The sequence below is a fragment of the Parageobacillus galactosidasius genome, from assembly GCF_002217735.1.
Taxonomy (GTDB): Bacteria; Bacillota; Bacilli; order Bacillales; family Anoxybacillaceae; genus Parageobacillus_B; species Parageobacillus_B toebii.
This window is the reverse complement of sequence record NZ_NDYL01000001.1, coordinates 1405680-1424617: the sequence shown is the minus strand read 5'-3', so window position 1 is coordinate 1424617 and position 18938 is coordinate 1405680. Positions and strand designations below refer to the sequence as shown.

Genomic DNA, 18938 nt, shown 5'->3' with positions numbered 1-18938 from the left:
AGGCTGGAAAAGATGAATAAAGAGTGGTTGGCATATTACTTTGTAACACAAATCACTCAAAAAACAGGAAACATCCAAGCACGTCTCGAACGTGCTTTGGATGCTATTGATAAATTATTGGAAAAAGGTTGGACATTGGAAGAGATTAAAAACGAATTAGATTTATTTGCGCAAATGTATCCACTTGCAGTGAAAAACATTTATCATATGGAGGAAATCATGGGGAATAAGCAACCACCTGGCAATTTGTTAGAGCCAGATGCTTTTTATTATCATAATGCATTACGAGAGACTTCTGCGCCAACAAAATTAGTGTATAACAAAGAAAAACAATGTTATGAACGAATTGATCAACCTTTCTTCTTAGAAATGAAAAAATGTTTTACCATGAATGATCTGTTGCGATATTGGTATAAATCCAATGGTATGAATCCAACAGAACATCATATTAAACAAGATACAGGACGTTTTGAATATCTCTTAGGAATGTACGACATTGATGAAATCTTGTTTGCCATTGATATTGCACAAGCAACTAGAAAAGACAATCAACAAAAGCCATTGAGAAATGTATTTGAATTAGAAAAATACATTGAAGAAGCAAAAGAAGCTATTCAATTAAAGAAAAGCGCAAGCCGTTTAGAAGGGATTGATCGAGTGTTTAAAAGAAGGGAAGCGCAATGACAGAAAACATGGTGTTTGTAGAATGTGGCGCAGATATTGTTTATCCAAATCAACAAAGATCTTTTACACGCAAGCATTATTTGCATCCATCTCAAGTGGATATGTTTCGTTATCATTTTCAAAACATCGGTGTGTATCACACGATGATGCAATACATTAATCCAATCTGGTATCAAGATGAAAAGGGAAGATGGTTGATTAATGCTAAAGACAGCCTAAAATATGGGGATTTTTATTTAGACTTTGACACCAATATTGAAACAGAAGATGATTTCCAAAAAATCAAAGAAGATGTAAAAATGGCAGTTCGATATCTGCAAGTAATTTTGCAAGTACCAAAAGAACAAATTCAATTTTATTTTTCTGGATATAAAGGTATTCATGTAGTAGTGAACGCACAAACCATTGGAATTGAACCACATGTATCATTGCATTTAATTTATAAAGAAATTGCACAAGATATCGCTAAATTTTGCAAACATGAAACGATTGATACTAGAGTATATGACGATAAACGAATGTTTCGAATGGTTAATAGCATTAATCGAAAAAGCGGAATGTACAAAATTCCGATCACTTATGAAGAACTGCAAACACTCACATATCAAGAAATTACAGTATTAGCACAACAACCAAGAGTAATTCCTATTCCTAAACCATCATTGTCTACAAAAGCCAAATTAGCGTTTCAACGAATTGCTGAAGAATGGACAAAACGATTGGAAAAACAAAAAGAGTTTACAGGAAAAATCATGGAGTTAAAAGTAGAACCTCCATGCATTAAAGCAATGAAAGAAAAAATCTTCCGGGAAACCATTGACGAACGAAATAATAGCGCAACTGCATTGACGAGCTTCTATTTTCAACAAGGAATAAGTCGAGAAGAAGCTTTATATCGAATGAAAATTTGGGCACAAGAGAATTGCACACCGCCGTTACCTCAAAAAGAAGTAGAAGTCATTGTTAATTCCGTATATAACCATCATTATCGATATGGCTGCGAAACATTTAAACGATTAAGCGGCGTATGCGACAAAGATCAATGTCCAATATTCAATAAAGAATTAAACAAAGAAGAAAATAAAGAGACCGTCACAGCATCATGAACAAAAAGAAGGGGGCAAGCCTATGTGGAATAACACAGCAGCGAATTCACCTATTAACTTTCAAACAATTCTTCAACAAATGGAACAACAAATACAAACAGAACAAAATGTCTTCGTAGAAGATCCAGAAAACAAAAATCAAATACGTGTAGCAAATCCAGAAAAACTTTACAATCGTGAACTAAATCCGATTGAATCACAAATGTTGCGCAAAATTGAAGCAGTGGATAATTACTCATGGAAACGTGGGAAAACTGGCGGTCCAACAACTGGATTTCCGCTATTTGATGCTGCCATTGAAGGTGGCATTCAACCTGGGCTAATTGTTCTGGCCGCTTCTCCAAACGTAGGTAAATCAGCATTTATGATGCAAATGCTCAAACAAATCTCAGAGAAAAACGAAAACGTATTTTGTGAGTATAATTCATTTGATGATACTGCATTTGAAATGCTTCCTAGATGGATTGCGTGCGATCAGCATATTACGATTGCACAAGCGAAAAACCCAGAGCGTTTTGAAGATCAACCGGAGATTTTAGAAAAACGAAATGAAGGATTAAAAAATTTATATCGCAATATCCATCGTTTTAGTTTGCGAGATGCGCTGGATGGCGGAACAAGTGTAGAGAGTATGGAAGAACGCATTAAAGAATTAAAAATGTATTTGCCAGAAGATACTCGTATTATCATCGGTATTGACAGTTTTTATGATTTGACTACAGAAAAACGTAACTTGCAAGATAAAGCGTTGTGGGATTACTTAGCACAAACAGTAAAAGGTTGGGTAGAAGAATACGACATTACAGTTATTTGCACAGCGCATTTACGTAAATTAAATGGCAACCGCAGACCAACGAATGATGATTTAAAAGAAACAAACCGTTTAGAATACGAAGCAAACTTGATTTGCTTGCTATACAACGAAGTGGGGATTAAAGAAGAAGGTGCAGATATTTATTGGTTGCATGAAGATGAAGAAACTAAAATGCCAGTAGTCGAAGTAAAATTCAGTAAGAACAAATTTGGTTCATTCAAAGGAACTCGTTTCTATGAATTTATTCCAAGCCAATCTTATTTTGTGGAAGCATCATTAGAAGCATGCAAGCGTTATGCGGCACTTATCCATCAACGATAAATCAAAACCACGGGGGAGAGTTGCCACTATGGAAGCTGTATACCTTTCATTTGACGTATACACAAATATGATTCAAGAATTAAAACATAAGTTTGAAAAAGTGGAATTTATTCTAAAACATTTTCCCGAAGCCAGAAATAACGACAACTATCTAATTTATTTATATTGGAGATTAGTAGATCAATGTGAAGCATTAGAAGATATTGTGCATGCAACTTCTCCAGAAGTCATTCGGCGAGCAAGACAAAAAATACAAAATGAATTGGGATTGTATCAGCCAACCAATGATAAAGTGCGCAAACGCAGAAGACAAGCAGAAAAAGTAATACGAAAACATATTCATGAATTATAAGTGAGGCGATTGATATGAACGTTACATTGGTACGAAAGTATTTGCGACAATTCATTAAAAACAGTGCAAAACAAAAGTTTCGATTAGATGAAACTATTCGGAAATACCAAGAAAACGAAAACACATTAAAAGAAAACATTATTGACCTGAAAGATTTAATTGCAGATATGAAAGCTAATCACAAAGATACTGCACAAATTGATATTCTCAAGCAAAATCAGCAACATAAAGAAGATATGCGCAATGACATGTTATCCATTATAGAAAGCTTAAAAGCAACAAAAGAAGAATTAGTGAAAAACATTCAAAGTCAGTTGAGTGAACTAACTGAAATTGAAATCAATATCGGTGGATTTATTCCTCATATTGTAACAACAGATTATCAAACAAAATTTGACGAAGAAAAGAATATCATTTCATTTGAAGAAAAAGGACATGCAGAAATCCATATTTCCACTTACTTAGAAAGCTGGAAAGATAGTTCACAATTGCGCATTTTAACGGAATAAAGGAGTGAGTATGTTGCTATTTTCTTATTATTTTGATATAGAAAAAACACATTTACTGAATTGTGGCTTTCAAATTCGCAATATAAAAGCAAAGCAAGATGGCAGCAAAGAAGTAGAATTCCTCGCCTACATTGAAGAAACACAAAATGGATATGCGGAAAAACGAGAATCCATAACAGGCGTATTTACATTTCCTATTAGTAGTCAAGAAGAACACGATATTGACTTTATTCGCACCCGTTACGAAAGCGAGAAGAAATGGATATTCGAGATCCGAAATAATAAAAATCCAGGCGAAAAAGTGATTATTGGTTTGATTAGTAAAACAGCAAATAAAAATCCATTAGGACTAGATATTTACCATGATGAAGATAATTATAAAGCAGAGCTGCGTGCTAATAACTTGTCTCAGTTAGAACAAAGCTATGTAGCACCAAAATTGACACAAACCGTTGCTTATGGAGATTTTAACGAGCCGGGATATCCATATGGATTTACTTCTTTAACAGCAAAGTATGATACTACTAATAAGTTATTCGAATTAAGTGATTTCAAACAAACATTCCGTGATCCGATTCCTCCATCTTCGGCATTTAGAATAGAAATGGATATTGCACCATTATCCGTTACGCCAAAAAGCGGATCTCATATTTTTTCATTATTCATTCGGAATTTAGGAGCAATTTGTTTATTGACGGATCGAATCGAATATAAAAAAGAAAATGATACAAACGTTCTTGAAGCTTATTTTGAATCTTATATTGATCCTTCTTATTTTTATAATAATGGATTTAAAACTAATGCAAAATTGATCATTACTGGAAATGAGAATGGAGAAATAAAAATTCAATATGGAGGATTAACAATTCAAGGAACATATGATAGCACGAAAGAAATTTCAGAAATGACACTCCAAAGTTATGAAGATCAAACTTCTACAGAGGGTTCTATTAAATGGATTCGATACTATCTCGATAACGTAAAAGTAACTTATACAAAATAAAGAGAGGAGAATGCATATGTTAATTGGACCAACATTAACACTAGAACAATTGGAGCAACATATGAGAACAAAAATCGATGACAATAAAATGGAGATTAACAAACTCAGCAAAGAATACACAAAAGCAAAACAAGAATTTCAAGTTACACCAAAAATGATTATTGATGAAGATGGTAAGCAAATTGTGAATCCTCGTTATTTAGAACTAGTAGATGAAATTAAAAAAATAGAAGAACGCATGAATGAAATTCATGAAGAAAATGATTTTCTAGCTTATCGCATTGAAGAATTGGAAAATATTGAAGAACGTTCTTCCGGAAAAGTTAAAAAAGATCGTGACAAAATCACTTTAACACTTAATGATTGCTTGAAATTAGGAATTATACCTAATGAAGAAGAAAAAGAAGAAGAATAATAGGTGATGTGTATGATTACTGTAGAAAAACAACGCATGTTAAAAAAATATGAAGAACGATTAGAGTTAAGGGAACGTTATGAAAAAGAACGCATTCGAGAAGTAACCATTCACGCAAAGAGAAGAGAACGCTATGGTAAAGAAGATATGTTGAATCTTCCTCGGCATTATACAAATTGCCCTAATTTTGTCGAATGTCCATTAGATTATAAATGCCGAAATTATAATCCGGCTTATATCGCATGTGTCAATTGTAAGCTGCATGAAATAGACGGCATTTGTCACAAAAAAGAAATTCACAATGAATCCACTTTTGCTTTCATGCTTACTCGTGAAAGAATCGATTTAGATGACCATAGAAGGGTATAAATTCATTCAAAAGATATTGCCAGTTTGAATAGGAGGTAAAAAATGAATCAGTCTAAAGAAACACCTGTAAAAACTTTTACATCATTTAACGGAATGGATGCAGTAGCAGTATTAAATGATACAATCATTGGTGAATTTGAAAAATATGAGTTTACAGAAAAATTGGGTGTCATTTTAGATGAAAATAGAAACAGAACCAATAAAAAATACTTCCAAGGTGTAATAACAATTTGTGTATTTGATAGAGAACCTACATTTAGGAAAGTGATGAAAAAAGAAGGAAATGAATTTACTATTTTCTTGGCAAATGAATTGGGACAAAAAGCAGCGATTCGATTTGATAATATTAGATTTATCAAACGGGAAGGTGGATTAAAACTTGATGATTGTGTAATGAGAGAAAAATACTATTTTGAATGTGATGATCACTATATCACCAATGAACCTTGGATATATGAGCCATTTGGAGAAAAACCATATCGTTTTATTGAAGAGAATCCTATAGATATAATTGACGATTATACTAGAACATTGTTTGAAAAACATGGAGAAATTGAATTCCTAAAGCACACTGTTAATCAAGGTTTGATTGTAAAAATCGAAAGAGATGATAAAAGAAATATATTTAAAGTGCGCATTAAACCTAAAGATAAAGAAAGACTGAAACCACGCTCAGTGACTAGTGGATTCCAAACAGAAGAAGGAACAATTCAATATGCAAAAAATCGAATAAATCATTATATTAGGGAGATGTCATATGATAAAAAAGAGTAAATTAATTACCATTATCGCATTTTTATTATTACTAGCTGGATGCAAAGATGCAGAATACTTTATGAATTTAAAAACTATAGAACATGTAAAAGTAAAAAATATTGAAGAAGAAAGAGAAGGGAAAATAGAATATACTTTTGTCACTTATGAAAAGAATGGCAAGGAATATGAAACAAGATTTGAAACACCAGATGATCAAGGGCTTGCAGATTATTATAAATCTGCAAAGTTATTTAAAAAAGAAATCTATCTTAATCTAGTTGTGGACAAAAAAGGTTACATTATCGTAGCTACATTATCAGAAGATAATAAACACTCCAAAGGGGTGAAGTAAATGGTTCGTAGAAATCAATCTGCATGGACAGGAATGAACTTTCATCAAATTATGATGCAACAAGCGATGCAACAAGCAAATAGTCCGGTCTACTGCCGCTACTGCGGCCAGGATATTAAACAACCGGGAAGAAACAGTACACAAACAGATTCTGGTCGTTGGTATGATGATTGGGAATTAAGATATAACGCTCATCATAAATGTCATGCCGCACACTTAGCTCAACAAAGAGGATATTAATTGTAGGGGGCAGGGGAAAGATGGAACAACATAAAGGTGTAGCCAAGTTCGAGAATGAATTAAAAGCAATTGAATCCGAAGACATTCGTGCATTTGCGCACAATGCCATTGTTGCAAGCCCACCAAGCTTTTGGAAAGATAAAGAGCTTGTAGCTTACACAAAGAAAGTATTTAAAGTAGTAAAAGAATTATTAGATCATGATAAAGTAAAATCGCCAATTAAAGATGTCATTTTAACCGGTGTATTATTAAGTGACGTAGCACTCAATGAATTAAGCGATCGATTTAAACATCTTCATCCATTAGCGGCTGCCAAAATATTAGAACCAGTTTCAAAAGATTTACATAAAGCATTATGGGAGGGTATTACTCGTATTATTGAGGCACACGAAGGAGAAAACACACCTTCCAAATTATTAGAGCCAAAGCCGGGAACACCAGAACATTTAGTATCATTAGCCCACCGATTAGTAAAAAATGAAGCTATTGATGTAAAAATTGAAGAATAAACCCCAACATATTGAGTTGGGGTTTATCTTTTTTGTCAAGATATTGATTATAAAATTTTTTGAGTTATAATAAGAATTGCATCTAATTGTAGCACAATACATAATTAAAATAAGATAAATAAAAAAGTGGAAGTGAAGGAGAGATTATTATGTATACAGATGAACTTATAGAATCATTAAATAAAGATATTGAACATTTTCCGCAAGTCTATCCAATTACACCAGACATGAAACATCATTTCGTAGGAATTTCCCGATTAGTCATGTTAGACCGATATTCATTTAAAGACACCAAATTAAAAACATTGAAAGAAAAAGATTTAGTTGTTCTCACAGTTAAAGAAGATCCAAAATGGCCTACTCGTGGTGTTGGATACATTCAAGAAATCGATTGGGATCAACGAATCGCCAAAATTCAAGTAGAAGAAGAATTCGTATTTGCATTAGAAGGGGAAGAAGCAGAAACAGGGATTGTTACACGACATTTAGATAGCATTGAAAAACCACTGGAGCTTTATTACGAACAGATTGCTAAACGTAATGCAACAGGGTTATCTGCAGTAGAAAAAACAAAAGAAAAACAAAAAGAATGGTTTGAAAAATTTTATAAAGTATTAAATCGATTAGATTTCGTTCCAGCTGGTCGAGTATTATATGGAGCAGGATCCGGAGCAAACGTCACATATTTTAACTGCTATGTCATGCCATATCCTCAAGATTCACGAGAAGGAATTGCTGAACATCGTAAAAAAGTAATGGAGATTATGAGCCGTGGCGGTGGAGTAGGGACAAATGGTTCTACATTACGTCCTCGCAATGCATTAGCTCGTGGAGTAAATGGAAAATCTTCAGGTGCAGTATCTTGGCTTGATGATATTGCAAAATTAACTCACCTCGTTGAACAAGGCGGGTCTCGCAGGGGTGCCCAAATGATCATGCTTGCAGATTGGCATCCAGACATTATCGAGTTCATCATATCCAAAATGCAAAATCCTAATGTTCTTCGATATATCATTGAAACAACAAATGATGAGCAAATTAAACAAGCAGCACAAGAGAAACTCAAATTTACACCATTAACAAATGAAGAACGAGCATTCTTAGAAGCTGTAGTGGAAAATATGGGTACAGTTACAGAAGCAGGGGAATTAGCTCAAAAGAAATTAAAAGAAGGTGGCACATGGTCTGTACACAATCCTGACTTTTTAACTGGAGCAAACATCTCTGTATGTATTACTAAAGAATTCATGCGTGCCGTGGAATTTGATTTGGATTATCCATTACGATTTCCAGCTATTGAAGAATACACTCCAGAGGAGATGGAATACTACAATAAACATTGGCATGAAGTAGGCGATGTTCGTGAATGGGAAAAAACCGGATTAAAAATACGAACATATCGATATATTAAAGCACGTGAACTATGGAAACTTATTAATATTTGTGCTACCTATTCTGCAGAACCAGGTATCTTCTTCATTGATACTGCAAATGAAATGACAAATGCTCAAGCTTACGGACAAAAAGTAGTAGCAACCAACCCTTGTTTTACAGGGGATATGAGAATACTAACAGATGAAGGATACAAAACATTTAAAGAGTTAGATGGAAAAGAAGTAAACATTATCAATATCAATGGAAAATCTACAAAAGGTCGTGTATGGAAAACAGGAGAGAAACCAACTGTTATTATTAAACTGTCAGACAAAAGAGAAATCCGATGCACCAAAGATCATCGCTTCATGCTAATTAATGGAGAAGAATGTGAAGCAAAAGATTTAGCAGGCAAACAAATTATGCCATACATTTTCCACAACGAAGAAACAGAAAAAGAGTTTGTAAAATATGGGTACATTCAAGGAGATGGAAACACTGGAAGATTAGCATCAAAAAGACACAAAGGACTAGAAATTAATTTTGGGAAGAAAGATAATGAAGTTAGAGCATATTTTAATCTGAATGGAACAAAACGAAAAGAGTATGTAACAGAATACAATAAAATATTAAAAGAATTAGGATTTAGTTCCAAACCATTGCCATATAGAACATTACCAAGTACATTTGAAAAATGGACATATGAACAAAAAAGAGCATTTTTGAAAGGGATGTATTCAGCAAATGGTTCAGTACTCAGTGTAGGAAGAATCGCATATAAAACCACTTGTTATGAATTGGCCCATCAATTAAAGCAAATTTTAAACGAACTGTTTGATATTGAAGCTTATATTACAACAAATTGTGAACATGATGTATCTTTTGAAAATGGAACATATACTTGCAAACAAAGCTATGATGTAAATATTGGAAAGTACAAAGATATGGTTACATTCTTCAATTACATTGGATTTATTCAATCATATAAAATGAAGAAATTAAAAGACATTTTAATGAAAAAAGCACCAAAAGTAATAAGTGTCAAAGAAACAGGTCAAATTGAAGAAGTATATGATTTCCATGAACCAGAAACACACTGGGGTATTGTAGAAGGAGTAATTGCTCACAATTGCGGAGAACAGCCACTCGCACCGTATTCCGTCTGCAATCTAGCGGCAATTAATTTATCGAATATGGCAAGCTTTGAAACAAAACAAGTGGATTGGGAACGTCTGAAAGAAGCAGTCAAAATTGGAGTTCGCTTACAAGATAATGTCATTGATGCTACACCTTATTTTTTAGAAGAAAACCGTAAACAAGCATTAGGAGAACGTCGTATTGGCATGGGTGTTATGGGATTACATGATTTATTAATTAAATGCGGTATTCGATATGGATCTAAAGAAGGCAATGAACTAACAGATAAAATTTTTGAAACCATTGCCACTACTGCGTATCGCACTAGCATCGAATTAGCCAAAGAAAAAGGATCATTCCCATTCCTAACACATGAAGACAAAGAAAAAGAATTAGAATTACGCATGAGATTTATTAACAGTGGATATATGAAACGAATGCCGGAAGATATTCGTCAAGACATTTTGAAATATGGTATTCGCAATTCGCATTTACTCACTGTTGCTCCAACTGGATCCACTGGAACCATGATTGGTTGCAGTACCGGACTTGAACCTTACTATGCATTTACGTATTACCGTAGCGGTCGATTAGGAAAATTCATTGAAGTAAAAGCAAAAATCGTTGAAGAATATCTAAAACATCATCCAGAAGCAGATCCAGATCAACTGCCAGATTATTTTGTTTCAGCAATGGATCTCACCCCAGAAGAGCATGCAGATGTACAATGTGTCATTCAAAGATGGGTGGACAGCTCTATCTCTAAAACGGTAAACGCTCCAAAAGGGTATACAGTAGAACAAGTGCAAACCATTTACGAGCGTTTATATCAAGGTGGAGCAAAAGGTGGCACCGTCTATGTGGATGGCAGTCGTGATGCTCAAGTATTGTCATTAACTGCAGAAGAAAACAAAGTTGAAGAAGTAGATGTTCAAGAAGAAATAAACAAACCACAAGAAGAACGAAAAGTAGGAACTGATATTGGCGATATTTGCCCGATTTGTCAAATAGGAACTGTTATTGATTCCGGAGGATGTCATACTTGTAATAACTGTAAGGCACAATTAAAATGCGATCTATAAATAAAAAGCGGGATATATTCCCGCTTTTACATATAAATATTAGGAGGGGATTCAAGTTGGAATTAATTGAAGTATATATAAAGAAAAAGAAAATAAAACAAATAGAAAATAAAAATAGAAGAATATATAAAAAAATTATCAAAGAAACATTCTTCAATAAAGATCCATATGAAGAAACATTTTTCAATAAAGATCCATATATAGATCAAGAAAGATTTATTATTAATTGGGATACAAATAAAAATATTATTAATATAACAAATAAAAATGGTTTTAATTGATCAAATAGAAGTTAAATCATATCTTCACAAACATAGGAGGTTATTTTATGGAACTAATCGAAATGTATATGAAGAAAAAAGCAAAATACATGGCAAAAAAATATTATACAAGAGCACCATATCCAATTCACTATAATTATTCCTATAATACAAATTCCCAACAAAAACAAAATTTAGTTTGGCATAATCCATATATGATTGGTATGCCTATAGATGCATTATAAAGAGGGTGATAAATTTGGAAATTACAGTTAGTGATTTATATGCTTTTAAATCATGTCCATTGCAATTTAAACTCACTAAAATCGATAAACTAAATAAAAAAATGAGAGAAGAAGATGGACTTCATGCAGCGATCATGAGTACCATTAGTTATTTCTACTATAAATTACAAGACGGCATTTTATTATCCATGGATGAGATCAAAGAAAAATTCGCAAACATCTGGTATGGAAAAACCAATTTGTATGACATCATGCACAATGGAAATCGTGACAAACGAGAAAAAGAACTGCAAGCCATTGGTATGTTGCATCAATTTTATCGTCAACAAAAACATAAGCCAGACAAAGTGATTGCTGTAAACCTTGATTTCCGTGTTCCATTTGGGCCGGATTTTTCCGTGAAAGGACATATTCCTTTAATTAGAGAAACACCAAGAGGAATGGAAATCGTGAATTTTAAAACAGGGAATCACAAATACAATGAGTTCTGGCAACGAACAGATATGGATATTACACTTCAAGCAATGGCGTTTGAGTCTATCTTTAAAAAACAGGTGGACAGTATTTGTATTCATCACCTGCGTAGCGGCCAGTCTTTCTTCGTAGAACGAAAAAAGAAAGATTATCAGCGTTTATATAAATCGATCACTATGATGAAAAAGACTATTGAACAAGGATGGTTTTATCCAAGAGAAAGCTATTTATGCGATAAATGTCCAGTTCAACAATTATGTATGGAATGGAGATAATAGGTTGCTCAAAAATGACCAGATTGATATTAATTTATATTTACGTGAAAAGGAGAAGAAAATATGAACGCTCAAGCATTTCTTACGATTTTAACTCATTTTGCTATTTGGAACATGGTGTTTTATTTTTACACTTTAAAACATCAAGATCAATCAAAAGAAGATAAAATCACAATGTGGTTATTCAATTTAGGAATATGTTCTATTTATATCGGTTCTTTTATTGCCCCAAAATTATTGTAGAAGGAGTGCAAGTAGTTGTATGAGAAAAGATTGGGATGCATACTTTATTGAAATTGCAAAAGTAACAGCTGAACGTGCAACTTGCACTAGACTCAAAGTAGGAGCAGTCATAGTTAACCATAATAAGATTGTGTCAACTGGATATAATGGCAGCATACACGGCCACGAACATTGTACAGATGTAGGATGTTTATTAAACGAACAAGGACGTTGCATTCGAACTATTCATGCAGAAATGAACGCTATTTTGCACGCAGATCGAGACAAATTAGAAGGTGCTACTATTTATGTAACACATGAACCTTGCGAATTATGCAGTAAACTCATTGCTCAAGCAGGAATCAAGCGTGTTGTATATTTAGAACCATATGAAAATAAATGGAATCGTTATTTCTTAAAAGATTTAGAGGTGATTCAATATGTTGAAAGAAATAATGTGCAGAATCAAGAAACAACATAAATATGAGTTTAGCGGCGCTGTTATTATGCATGGAGAAAAAATCCATATTCATATCTGTCCAAATTGCGGAAGTTATAAGAAGATTCATGTATAAGAGGGGAGATAAATGGAGTTAATACAAGCATATTTAGAAAAAAGAGCTAAAGAAGAATTTCAATTAACTATTTATACTATTGGTTCACCACTACCAAGACCAGAACCAAGACCAGCATTCGTACCTGAAGGTTTTACACAAAGAAAAAACGGAATAATCGTTCCAATAGAAAGAGAAGAAGAATTAGAAGAAAGAAAAACAAGAGGGTTAAACAGAATTGGTATATATCAACTGCTAAGAGAATCAAAAGAAGAAACCAAAGCAAGAAGAAAAGCACAACGTTGGGATTCATTGCAATTAGTGTCTTCATTTACTTTAATTTTTGCAAGTCTTTTATATGGGTTTTTAAGGATAGTTTGCGATCTAGAAATCTTACCTTTTCATCTCATCCTATTGCTTCCTCATGGATTTTGTTTTTATAAAAAGAGAAAAGCTGTAAAAGAATATACAAATATCACAATGAAAAAGCTTAATGCGAATTAGAAAGTATCTTGTATTGTGTTACAATATAAATAAAAACGTATGCACATCAAAGAGGAGGAGATTCACATGGAGGAAACAATGAAAAAAGAATCCGTATTTTATTTTGACGCACATGAGGTATTAGAAGTGCATCCTGCCAGTTTAGGTGATGACTTAATTGACTGGGGCTTACAAGTCATTATGGCTCCTTTAGCATGGGAAAAAACCAAAGGTGAAGGCATAAAAGTAGCTGTCCTAGATACAGGTGTCGATTTTAATCATCGTGACTTACAACAAAACATCAGAGATGTCATTGATTTCACGGGATCTCGTCATGGAGCATTAGATGTAAATGGCCATGGAACACATGTAGCTGGAATTGTTGCAGCAGTAGATAATCAAATAGGGATGATTGGCGTAGCACCAGAAGCCGAATTATACTGCGCTAAAGTGCTATCAGATACAGGTGGAGGGAACATAGAAAATATTATTAAGGGCATTCGATGGGCAATAGCACATCAAGTAGACATTATCAATATGAGCTTAGGCACATCTGTAGAACCAAGCAATGATTTGCATGAAGCAATTAAACTAGCAACCAATCAAGGAATCATCATCATTTGCGCAACAGGAAACAATAATGGACCAGTATGTTGGCCAGCTGCTTATAATGAAACGATTGCAGTAAGCGCAATGAACAATAGATATGAACGAGCAGAGTTCTCCAATTATGGCATTAAAAATGAAATTATTGCTCCAGGAGTAAACATTTTATCTACGTATAAAAATGGAACATATGCTAAGCTTTCCGGCACGTCTATGGCAACACCAATTATTAGCGGATCAGCCGCACTATTTGTATCATATTATAAAAAATTATATGGTAAACGACCTACAGTACAAGAAGTCCATCAAGCATTACTAGATGCAACAGTTGACTTGGGAAAAGAAGGAAAAGATGAGTATTTTGGAGCTGGATTGATTAATCTTGCAAAACTACTAAATTTATAAAGCAGGAGCAAAAAACTCCTGTTTTTTTATTAAAAAGTTTGCTATAATGTGTGTGTAACACAATACAATATATAATGAAGGGGAGGACACACATGGAAGTCCGAATCATTGAGGATCTTGGAAAAGGAGTCAAATTAGAAGAGCTAGCCAAAAAAGGAGAAAACAAGGGGGATCAAAAACAAAATGGAAATGGACATGATCGAAAAACGAATGAGACGAATCGGAAATAAAAAGAACTTCATGTTAGAAAGCCAAGCCAATGAGTTAAAAGAAAATAAAGAATTAGTCATCATGAATAAAAAGACAGATGGTGGAGTTACTACGATTGATTTGATTTTAGAGCCTGACAAATTCGACCAATTTGGCAGCGAATGCCGCTTGACTTACGATGAATACATCGATGTTCTCAATGAATTTATTGAAGAAGAGGAAGATACATGGCATGAATTACGTATGAAAGACCAAGTAAATGAAACACGAGATCGAATCATTGCGGCAACAATGATCAAATACGCAAAAGAGCACTACGGCATTAAAGAAGAAGATTTTAACGGCAAGGATATTAACTACCTCAAACGGTACGATGAAAAAGGACGTTTCCTAGGAGAAGCAGTGATTGTTACATTAACATTAATTCCAGAAATGAATATGAAAGTGAAATAAGGAGGATATGTATGATCGAGGTATTTCTTCATTGCCCAGATTGCGGAAGAAAACAAAAATATATAGATAAACCAAGAGACGGATACATTCATTGTCAATGCTCTCGTTGCGACACTCGTTTTGCTGTAGACGTTTTAAGTCTTGAAGAAATGGATGATGAAGACTATGAATGAACCATTGATCTTACCAATGATGATGTACGGGAAGTTCCGTGCAGAACGAGTCAAAAAAGATGAGAATGGAAACACTATATATAAGATCAATAAAAAAGGCGAGAAAGTGCCGGTTAAAGAAAAAGTATGGATCGAACACAAAGAAGAAAACGGAGATCCAGGTGTATACCCAAGTGTCAATCACATTTACGTCAACATGGCAAAAGGCCGAAAAAGATTATCTAAACCGGCAGAAGAATTAAAAGAAAAATGGGAAGCATTAGCTATGATGTGGGCAAAAGATAATAATTGGGAAATGACTAAAAAAGAAAAAGTGATCATTGAATTGACTGCTTATTTCCCGAATGATAATAAAGTTCGTGATACAAATAATGCATTCAAATTATTGATGGATGCACTAGAAGGAATCATTTATGATAACGATCATTACGCTCTTCCAAGAGTAATGGATTTTCAACGAGTTAAAGATGGAGAAAAACCATACTTTAAAATCAATATTTACAAAAAGGAAGATGAATATGAAGTACTACAACAAAGATACCGACAAGGAAGTGATGCAATACCAGCGGACGGGTGATGGCACCCAATTGCTGAAAAAATACGCTAATTTTATTCAAAAATATTATCAATTGCTTACTACTGGAGATGTTAACTTTCAAAATTACGATATTCGCATGTTCCTCAGTTATTTCATTCCTGATCCTGCATTACGTAAAGAGTTGCGAAGAGGAAAATATCATTCTAAAAGATGTAAAAAAGAAGCAAAAGCTGTTGTAGAAAAAATTAGGCAAGTATTTTCAGAGTTAAACAAAGAAGAAATATTGCATGAACTCATTATTCTCTTTTTGAAATGTGCGAAAAAATACAAACAAAAAGGAACTACCTTTTCCAAATATCTGTATAAAACATATAGAAATAACTTGAAAGAAAAGATATTAGAATTGCGAAAACAAAATAAACCAAAAGGAACAATATATTACTTTGATCCTGTATATAGAAATCAAAAGCAAGAAAGCGAAGATCAGCTTATTAAAAAAATAGATGCGCCCTTCCACATAGAACTAGATGAAGATTTGGCATTAAATCATCCATTATGGTTAACAGGATATTATGCCACTAACCCTTTTAGGCAGCTTACCAGAGAAGAAAGATTAATCTTGGCAAAGTATTATTATGAAAAATGCACGGATAAAGAAATTGGAAGACTACTAGGAAGAAATCCAAAATCAATTCATCGAATCCGCAAAAAGTCGATTGCAAAACTAGAAAACATGGCAAAAAGAGGGGAAATCAAATGGATCAGGTGGCAAAGGGAGTAGCCGGACTCAATCATTCAAACGAATTACACATATTTGAGTTTGAAAAAATAATTTGGGAAAAAGAAGTAAAAAGACATGAGAAAAGCATTCAAATTAAAAATGTCTACTTTCCAGATCGATTTTGGAAAAGAATTGGCTTATGTAGACAAACAGATTTAGACGAATTGAGAAAACAATACAATTAATCAAAAATCCTCCAGATTTCTCTTGATTTCAAATATTTTCTCTTATATAATGATATTGTAACACAATACAAAATCCTATCCTTTGCGCCAGATACTACAATAAAAATATTATGCAAAAAGGATGGGATTTATATGAGCCAATACGTAGATGTAGGATTCTCTAACTATGTAGAAGTAGACAAAATTATCGGTATCAGTCGGCCAGATTCTTCTCCAATTCGGAGACTTATTCAGCAAGCAAAACAAGAAGGTCGATTCATTGATTATACACAAGGGAAGAAGACAAGATCCATCATTATCAGTCAATGCGGAAATAATATTGTAGTCACAGCATCGGCTGTTCTGACAAGCACAATTGTCAATCGAATCGAACGTGCAAAACAACTTGCCACAGCTGTCGGAAACGATGCTAACGAAGAAACTGAAAATGAATAGGAGGCGAAATGGGAGATGGTCACAAACACCATCAACCACATTCATGTACACGGAGAGGATAGTGCTCTGGATGGTTATAATAAAGTAAAAGATTTAGTTGCTAGGGCGGTAGAAATCGGAAGCACGGCATTAGGGCTAACTGACCACGGTGTTATGAGTGGTATTCCAGATTTAATTACAGAATGTAAAAAAGCAGGGATTAAGCCGCTTCCAGGATGCGAAATATATATGACAAAAGACCGCACCATTAAAGGGGAGCAACTAAAGAAAATACGTGAAATCCTTTGTATTAGATATAGGATCACAGATAATAAAGGCAAACCAAAAATGAAGGTTCTAAGTGATTTTATCAGTAAGGTAAAAAAAGATTTTAATGTATTTGAGCAGGAAGCTCCACAGGTGCTGAAAGATTATCTGATGGAAGCTCCTGCTGATTTATTTTCTATTAATGATTTTGATGATACACCGGAAGGGAAAATTGAAAAATTTCGCAAAGACATTTTAGAATATTTAGACCATGATACATATCACATGGTATTGATAGCCATTAATAATCAAGGTCTGGAAGATCTATATGAGATCGTTTCAGATGCTCATATTAATGGTTTTTATGGTGATCCTCGCACCGATTTGGCTTTTATTCGCAGTAAAAATCTTGGAAAAAATATCATTGCTACTTCAGCTTGTTTGGGTTCATATTTTGCACATTTGATACGTACAAATCAAATAGACAGAGCAAAAGAGTTTATTCAAGAATGTAAAGAGACTTTCCATACATTCTATTTGGAAAAGCAAGCTACTCGAATCCCAGAACAACTTGAATTGAATAAGATTATTGACCAATTAGCAGAAGAAACAAATACACCAAAAATCGTAACAACAGACGTTCATTTTGCTCGAAAAGAAGAACATGGTATCCACGATATCATGGTCGCTGCGGCAATGAATAAATGTATTCAAGACGAAGACCGATATCACTATGCAGTTGACCATTACATGAAAACCGTTGAAGAAGTTCGTGAGATTGTTGATGATGAAGAAGCTATTCAAAACACATTAAAGTTAGCAGAAATTGTTGATGTGGATTTACCTAAAGAACCACTATTTCCAAAAGCCATTATTGAAGGTGACGAAACACCAGAAGAATTACTTCGCAAGAAAGCATGGAATGGGTTATTCCAATATTGCTTAAAGCGAAAAGACATCGATTACAATACATATGCAAATCGGCTTCAATATGAATTAGATGTTATTTGTAGCTTAGGCTTCTCCGATTACTTCCTCATTGAAGAAGATATGATTAACGCTACAAAAAGAGCAGGATTTTTAGTTGGGCCGGGACGTGGTTCAGCGGCAGGTTCATTAGTAGCATTTGCTGTTGGAATTACAACACTTGATCCAATCGAAAATGACTTGCTGTTCGAGCGATTTTTAAACCCTGAACGGGCCGGCTATCCTGATTGACTAACATTATTCATGATGAATAATGTTAACACAGTCGTCCTAGCTGGAAACAGTTAGGATTATCACTCGGTGAATTGCTGGAAAGCCCTTAGAGCCTTGATAACCACAACGTGACCGGAAACGGTGAGCGTGATGGTTTAAAAATATCAAGG

Annotated in this window: 28 protein-coding genes; all 28 read left to right on the top strand. The window is 33.9% G+C overall.

All coding sequences use genetic code 11. The features are described from left to right. The first annotated feature begins 12 nt into the window (after positions 1-12). The 28 genes from B9L23_RS07535 to B9L23_RS07415 all read left to right on the top strand — a co-directional run bounded on the left by B9L23_RS07535 (position 13) and on the right by B9L23_RS07415 (position 18786). Positions 13-684 carry a hypothetical protein gene (locus B9L23_RS07535; protein WP_089097169.1) on the top strand — a complete coding sequence of 224 codons (672 nt, stop codon included), beginning with the start codon at positions 13-15 and terminating at the stop codon, positions 682-684. Next, on the top strand, positions 681-1790 hold the full coding sequence (locus B9L23_RS07530; RefSeq protein WP_089097168.1) for a primase alpha helix C-terminal domain-containing protein: 1110 nt from the start codon (positions 681-683) through the stop codon (positions 1788-1790). Before B9L23_RS07535 ends, B9L23_RS07530 begins: the two co-directional genes overlap by 4 nt. A gap of 22 nt (positions 1791-1812) precedes the next feature. Beyond that, positions 1813-2925: a DnaB-like helicase C-terminal domain-containing protein gene (locus B9L23_RS07525; protein ID WP_245842314.1), complete on the top strand. Its 1113-nt coding sequence runs from the start codon at positions 1813-1815 to the stop codon at positions 2923-2925. A gap of 28 nt (positions 2926-2953) precedes the next feature. Next, the gene (locus B9L23_RS07520; protein ID WP_089097167.1) at positions 2954-3277 is read left to right on the top strand and encodes a hypothetical protein; all 324 of its coding nucleotides are present in this window, start codon (positions 2954-2956) and stop codon (positions 3275-3277) included. Positions 3278-3291: 14 nt separating this feature from the next. Continuing rightward, positions 3292-3786, top strand: coding sequence for a hypothetical protein (locus tag B9L23_RS07515; protein WP_089097166.1), 495 nt, complete (start codon positions 3292-3294; stop codon positions 3784-3786). A 13-nt stretch (positions 3787-3799) separates the two neighbouring features. Beyond that, on the top strand, positions 3800-4789 hold the full coding sequence (locus B9L23_RS07510) for a hypothetical protein (protein ID WP_141103847.1): 990 nt from the start codon (positions 3800-3802) through the stop codon (positions 4787-4789). Positions 4790-4805: 16 nt separating this feature from the next. Beyond that, entirely contained in the window at positions 4806-5204 is a 399-nt protein-coding gene (locus tag B9L23_RS07505) for a hypothetical protein (protein WP_089097164.1), read from the top strand. 12 nt (positions 5205-5216) lie between these two features. Then, positions 5217-5573, top strand: coding sequence for a hypothetical protein (locus tag B9L23_RS07500; protein ID WP_089097163.1), 357 nt, complete (start codon positions 5217-5219; stop codon positions 5571-5573). 42 nt (positions 5574-5615) lie between these two features. After that, the gene (locus B9L23_RS07495) at positions 5616-6347 is read left to right on the top strand and encodes a hypothetical protein (RefSeq protein WP_089097162.1); all 732 of its coding nucleotides are present in this window, start codon (positions 5616-5618) and stop codon (positions 6345-6347) included. Beyond that, on the top strand, positions 6331-6681 hold the full coding sequence (locus B9L23_RS07490) for a hypothetical protein (protein WP_089097161.1): 351 nt from the start codon (positions 6331-6333) through the stop codon (positions 6679-6681). Before B9L23_RS07495 ends, B9L23_RS07490 begins: the two co-directional genes overlap by 17 nt. Beyond that, complete coding sequence (locus tag B9L23_RS07485; RefSeq protein ID WP_089097160.1) at positions 6682-6921, top strand: hypothetical protein; 240 nt, start codon at positions 6682-6684, stop codon at positions 6919-6921. A gap of 20 nt (positions 6922-6941) precedes the next feature. Further along, on the top strand, positions 6942-7430 hold the full coding sequence (locus tag B9L23_RS07480) for a hypothetical protein (protein WP_089097159.1): 489 nt from the start codon (positions 6942-6944) through the stop codon (positions 7428-7430). 149 nt (positions 7431-7579) lie between these two features. Beyond that, the gene (locus B9L23_RS07475; RefSeq protein ID WP_089097158.1) at positions 7580-11023 is read left to right on the top strand and encodes a ribonucleotide reductase N-terminal alpha domain-containing protein; all 3444 of its coding nucleotides are present in this window, start codon (positions 7580-7582) and stop codon (positions 11021-11023) included. Positions 11024-11079: 56 nt separating this feature from the next. Next, positions 11080-11304: a hypothetical protein gene (locus B9L23_RS07470; protein ID WP_089097157.1), complete on the top strand. Its 225-nt coding sequence runs from the start codon at positions 11080-11082 to the stop codon at positions 11302-11304. 47 nt (positions 11305-11351) lie between these two features. Further along, a complete protein-coding gene (locus B9L23_RS20380; RefSeq protein ID WP_169712529.1) occupies positions 11352-11528 on the top strand; it encodes a hypothetical protein in 177 nt (58 codons plus the stop codon). Positions 11529-11542: 14 nt separating this feature from the next. Further along, complete coding sequence (locus tag B9L23_RS07465; RefSeq protein WP_169712528.1) at positions 11543-12277, top strand: PD-(D/E)XK nuclease family protein; 735 nt, start codon at positions 11543-11545, stop codon at positions 12275-12277. Positions 12278-12340: 63 nt separating this feature from the next. Beyond that, a complete protein-coding gene (locus tag B9L23_RS07460) occupies positions 12341-12520 on the top strand; it encodes a hypothetical protein (RefSeq protein WP_089097155.1) in 180 nt (59 codons plus the stop codon). A gap of 19 nt (positions 12521-12539) precedes the next feature. After that, positions 12540-12980: a deoxycytidylate deaminase gene (locus tag B9L23_RS07455; protein ID WP_089097154.1), complete on the top strand. Its 441-nt coding sequence runs from the start codon at positions 12540-12542 to the stop codon at positions 12978-12980. A 106-nt stretch (positions 12981-13086) separates the two neighbouring features. After that, entirely contained in the window at positions 13087-13557 is a 471-nt protein-coding gene (locus B9L23_RS07450) for a hypothetical protein (protein WP_089097153.1), read from the top strand. A gap of 66 nt (positions 13558-13623) precedes the next feature. Continuing rightward, positions 13624-14547: a S8 family peptidase gene (locus B9L23_RS07445; RefSeq protein WP_245842313.1), complete on the top strand. Its 924-nt coding sequence runs from the start codon at positions 13624-13626 to the stop codon at positions 14545-14547. Positions 14548-14639: 92 nt separating this feature from the next. Further along, a complete protein-coding gene (locus B9L23_RS20375) occupies positions 14640-14777 on the top strand; it encodes a hypothetical protein (RefSeq protein WP_169712527.1) in 138 nt (45 codons plus the stop codon). Further along, entirely contained in the window at positions 14731-15210 is a 480-nt protein-coding gene (locus B9L23_RS07440) for a hypothetical protein (RefSeq protein ID WP_169712526.1), read from the top strand. The genes B9L23_RS20375 and B9L23_RS07440 overlap by 47 nt, the downstream gene beginning before the upstream one ends. A gap of 11 nt (positions 15211-15221) precedes the next feature. Continuing rightward, positions 15222-15383, top strand: a complete 162-nt coding sequence (locus tag B9L23_RS20370) for a hypothetical protein (RefSeq protein WP_169712525.1) — start codon at positions 15222-15224, stop codon at positions 15381-15383. After that, positions 15376-15960, top strand: a complete 585-nt coding sequence (locus tag B9L23_RS07435; protein WP_211278798.1) for a RusA family crossover junction endodeoxyribonuclease — start codon at positions 15376-15378, stop codon at positions 15958-15960. Before B9L23_RS20370 ends, B9L23_RS07435 begins: the two co-directional genes overlap by 8 nt. After that, positions 15902-16702, top strand: coding sequence for a sigma factor-like helix-turn-helix DNA-binding protein (locus tag B9L23_RS07430; protein ID WP_169712524.1), 801 nt, complete (start codon positions 15902-15904; stop codon positions 16700-16702). Before B9L23_RS07435 ends, B9L23_RS07430 begins: the two co-directional genes overlap by 59 nt. Beyond that, complete coding sequence (locus tag B9L23_RS07425) at positions 16678-16887, top strand: hypothetical protein (protein WP_089097150.1); 210 nt, start codon at positions 16678-16680, stop codon at positions 16885-16887. Before B9L23_RS07430 ends, B9L23_RS07425 begins: the two co-directional genes overlap by 25 nt. Before the next feature lie 132 nt (positions 16888-17019). Beyond that, entirely contained in the window at positions 17020-17322 is a 303-nt protein-coding gene (locus tag B9L23_RS07420) for an extracellular matrix/biofilm biosynthesis regulator RemA family protein (protein WP_089097149.1), read from the top strand. 15 nt (positions 17323-17337) lie between these two features. After that, positions 17338-18786 carry a PHP domain-containing protein gene (locus B9L23_RS07415; RefSeq protein WP_089097148.1) on the top strand — a complete coding sequence of 483 codons (1449 nt, stop codon included), beginning with the start codon at positions 17338-17340 and terminating at the stop codon, positions 18784-18786. Positions 18787-18938: the final 152 nt, after the last annotated feature.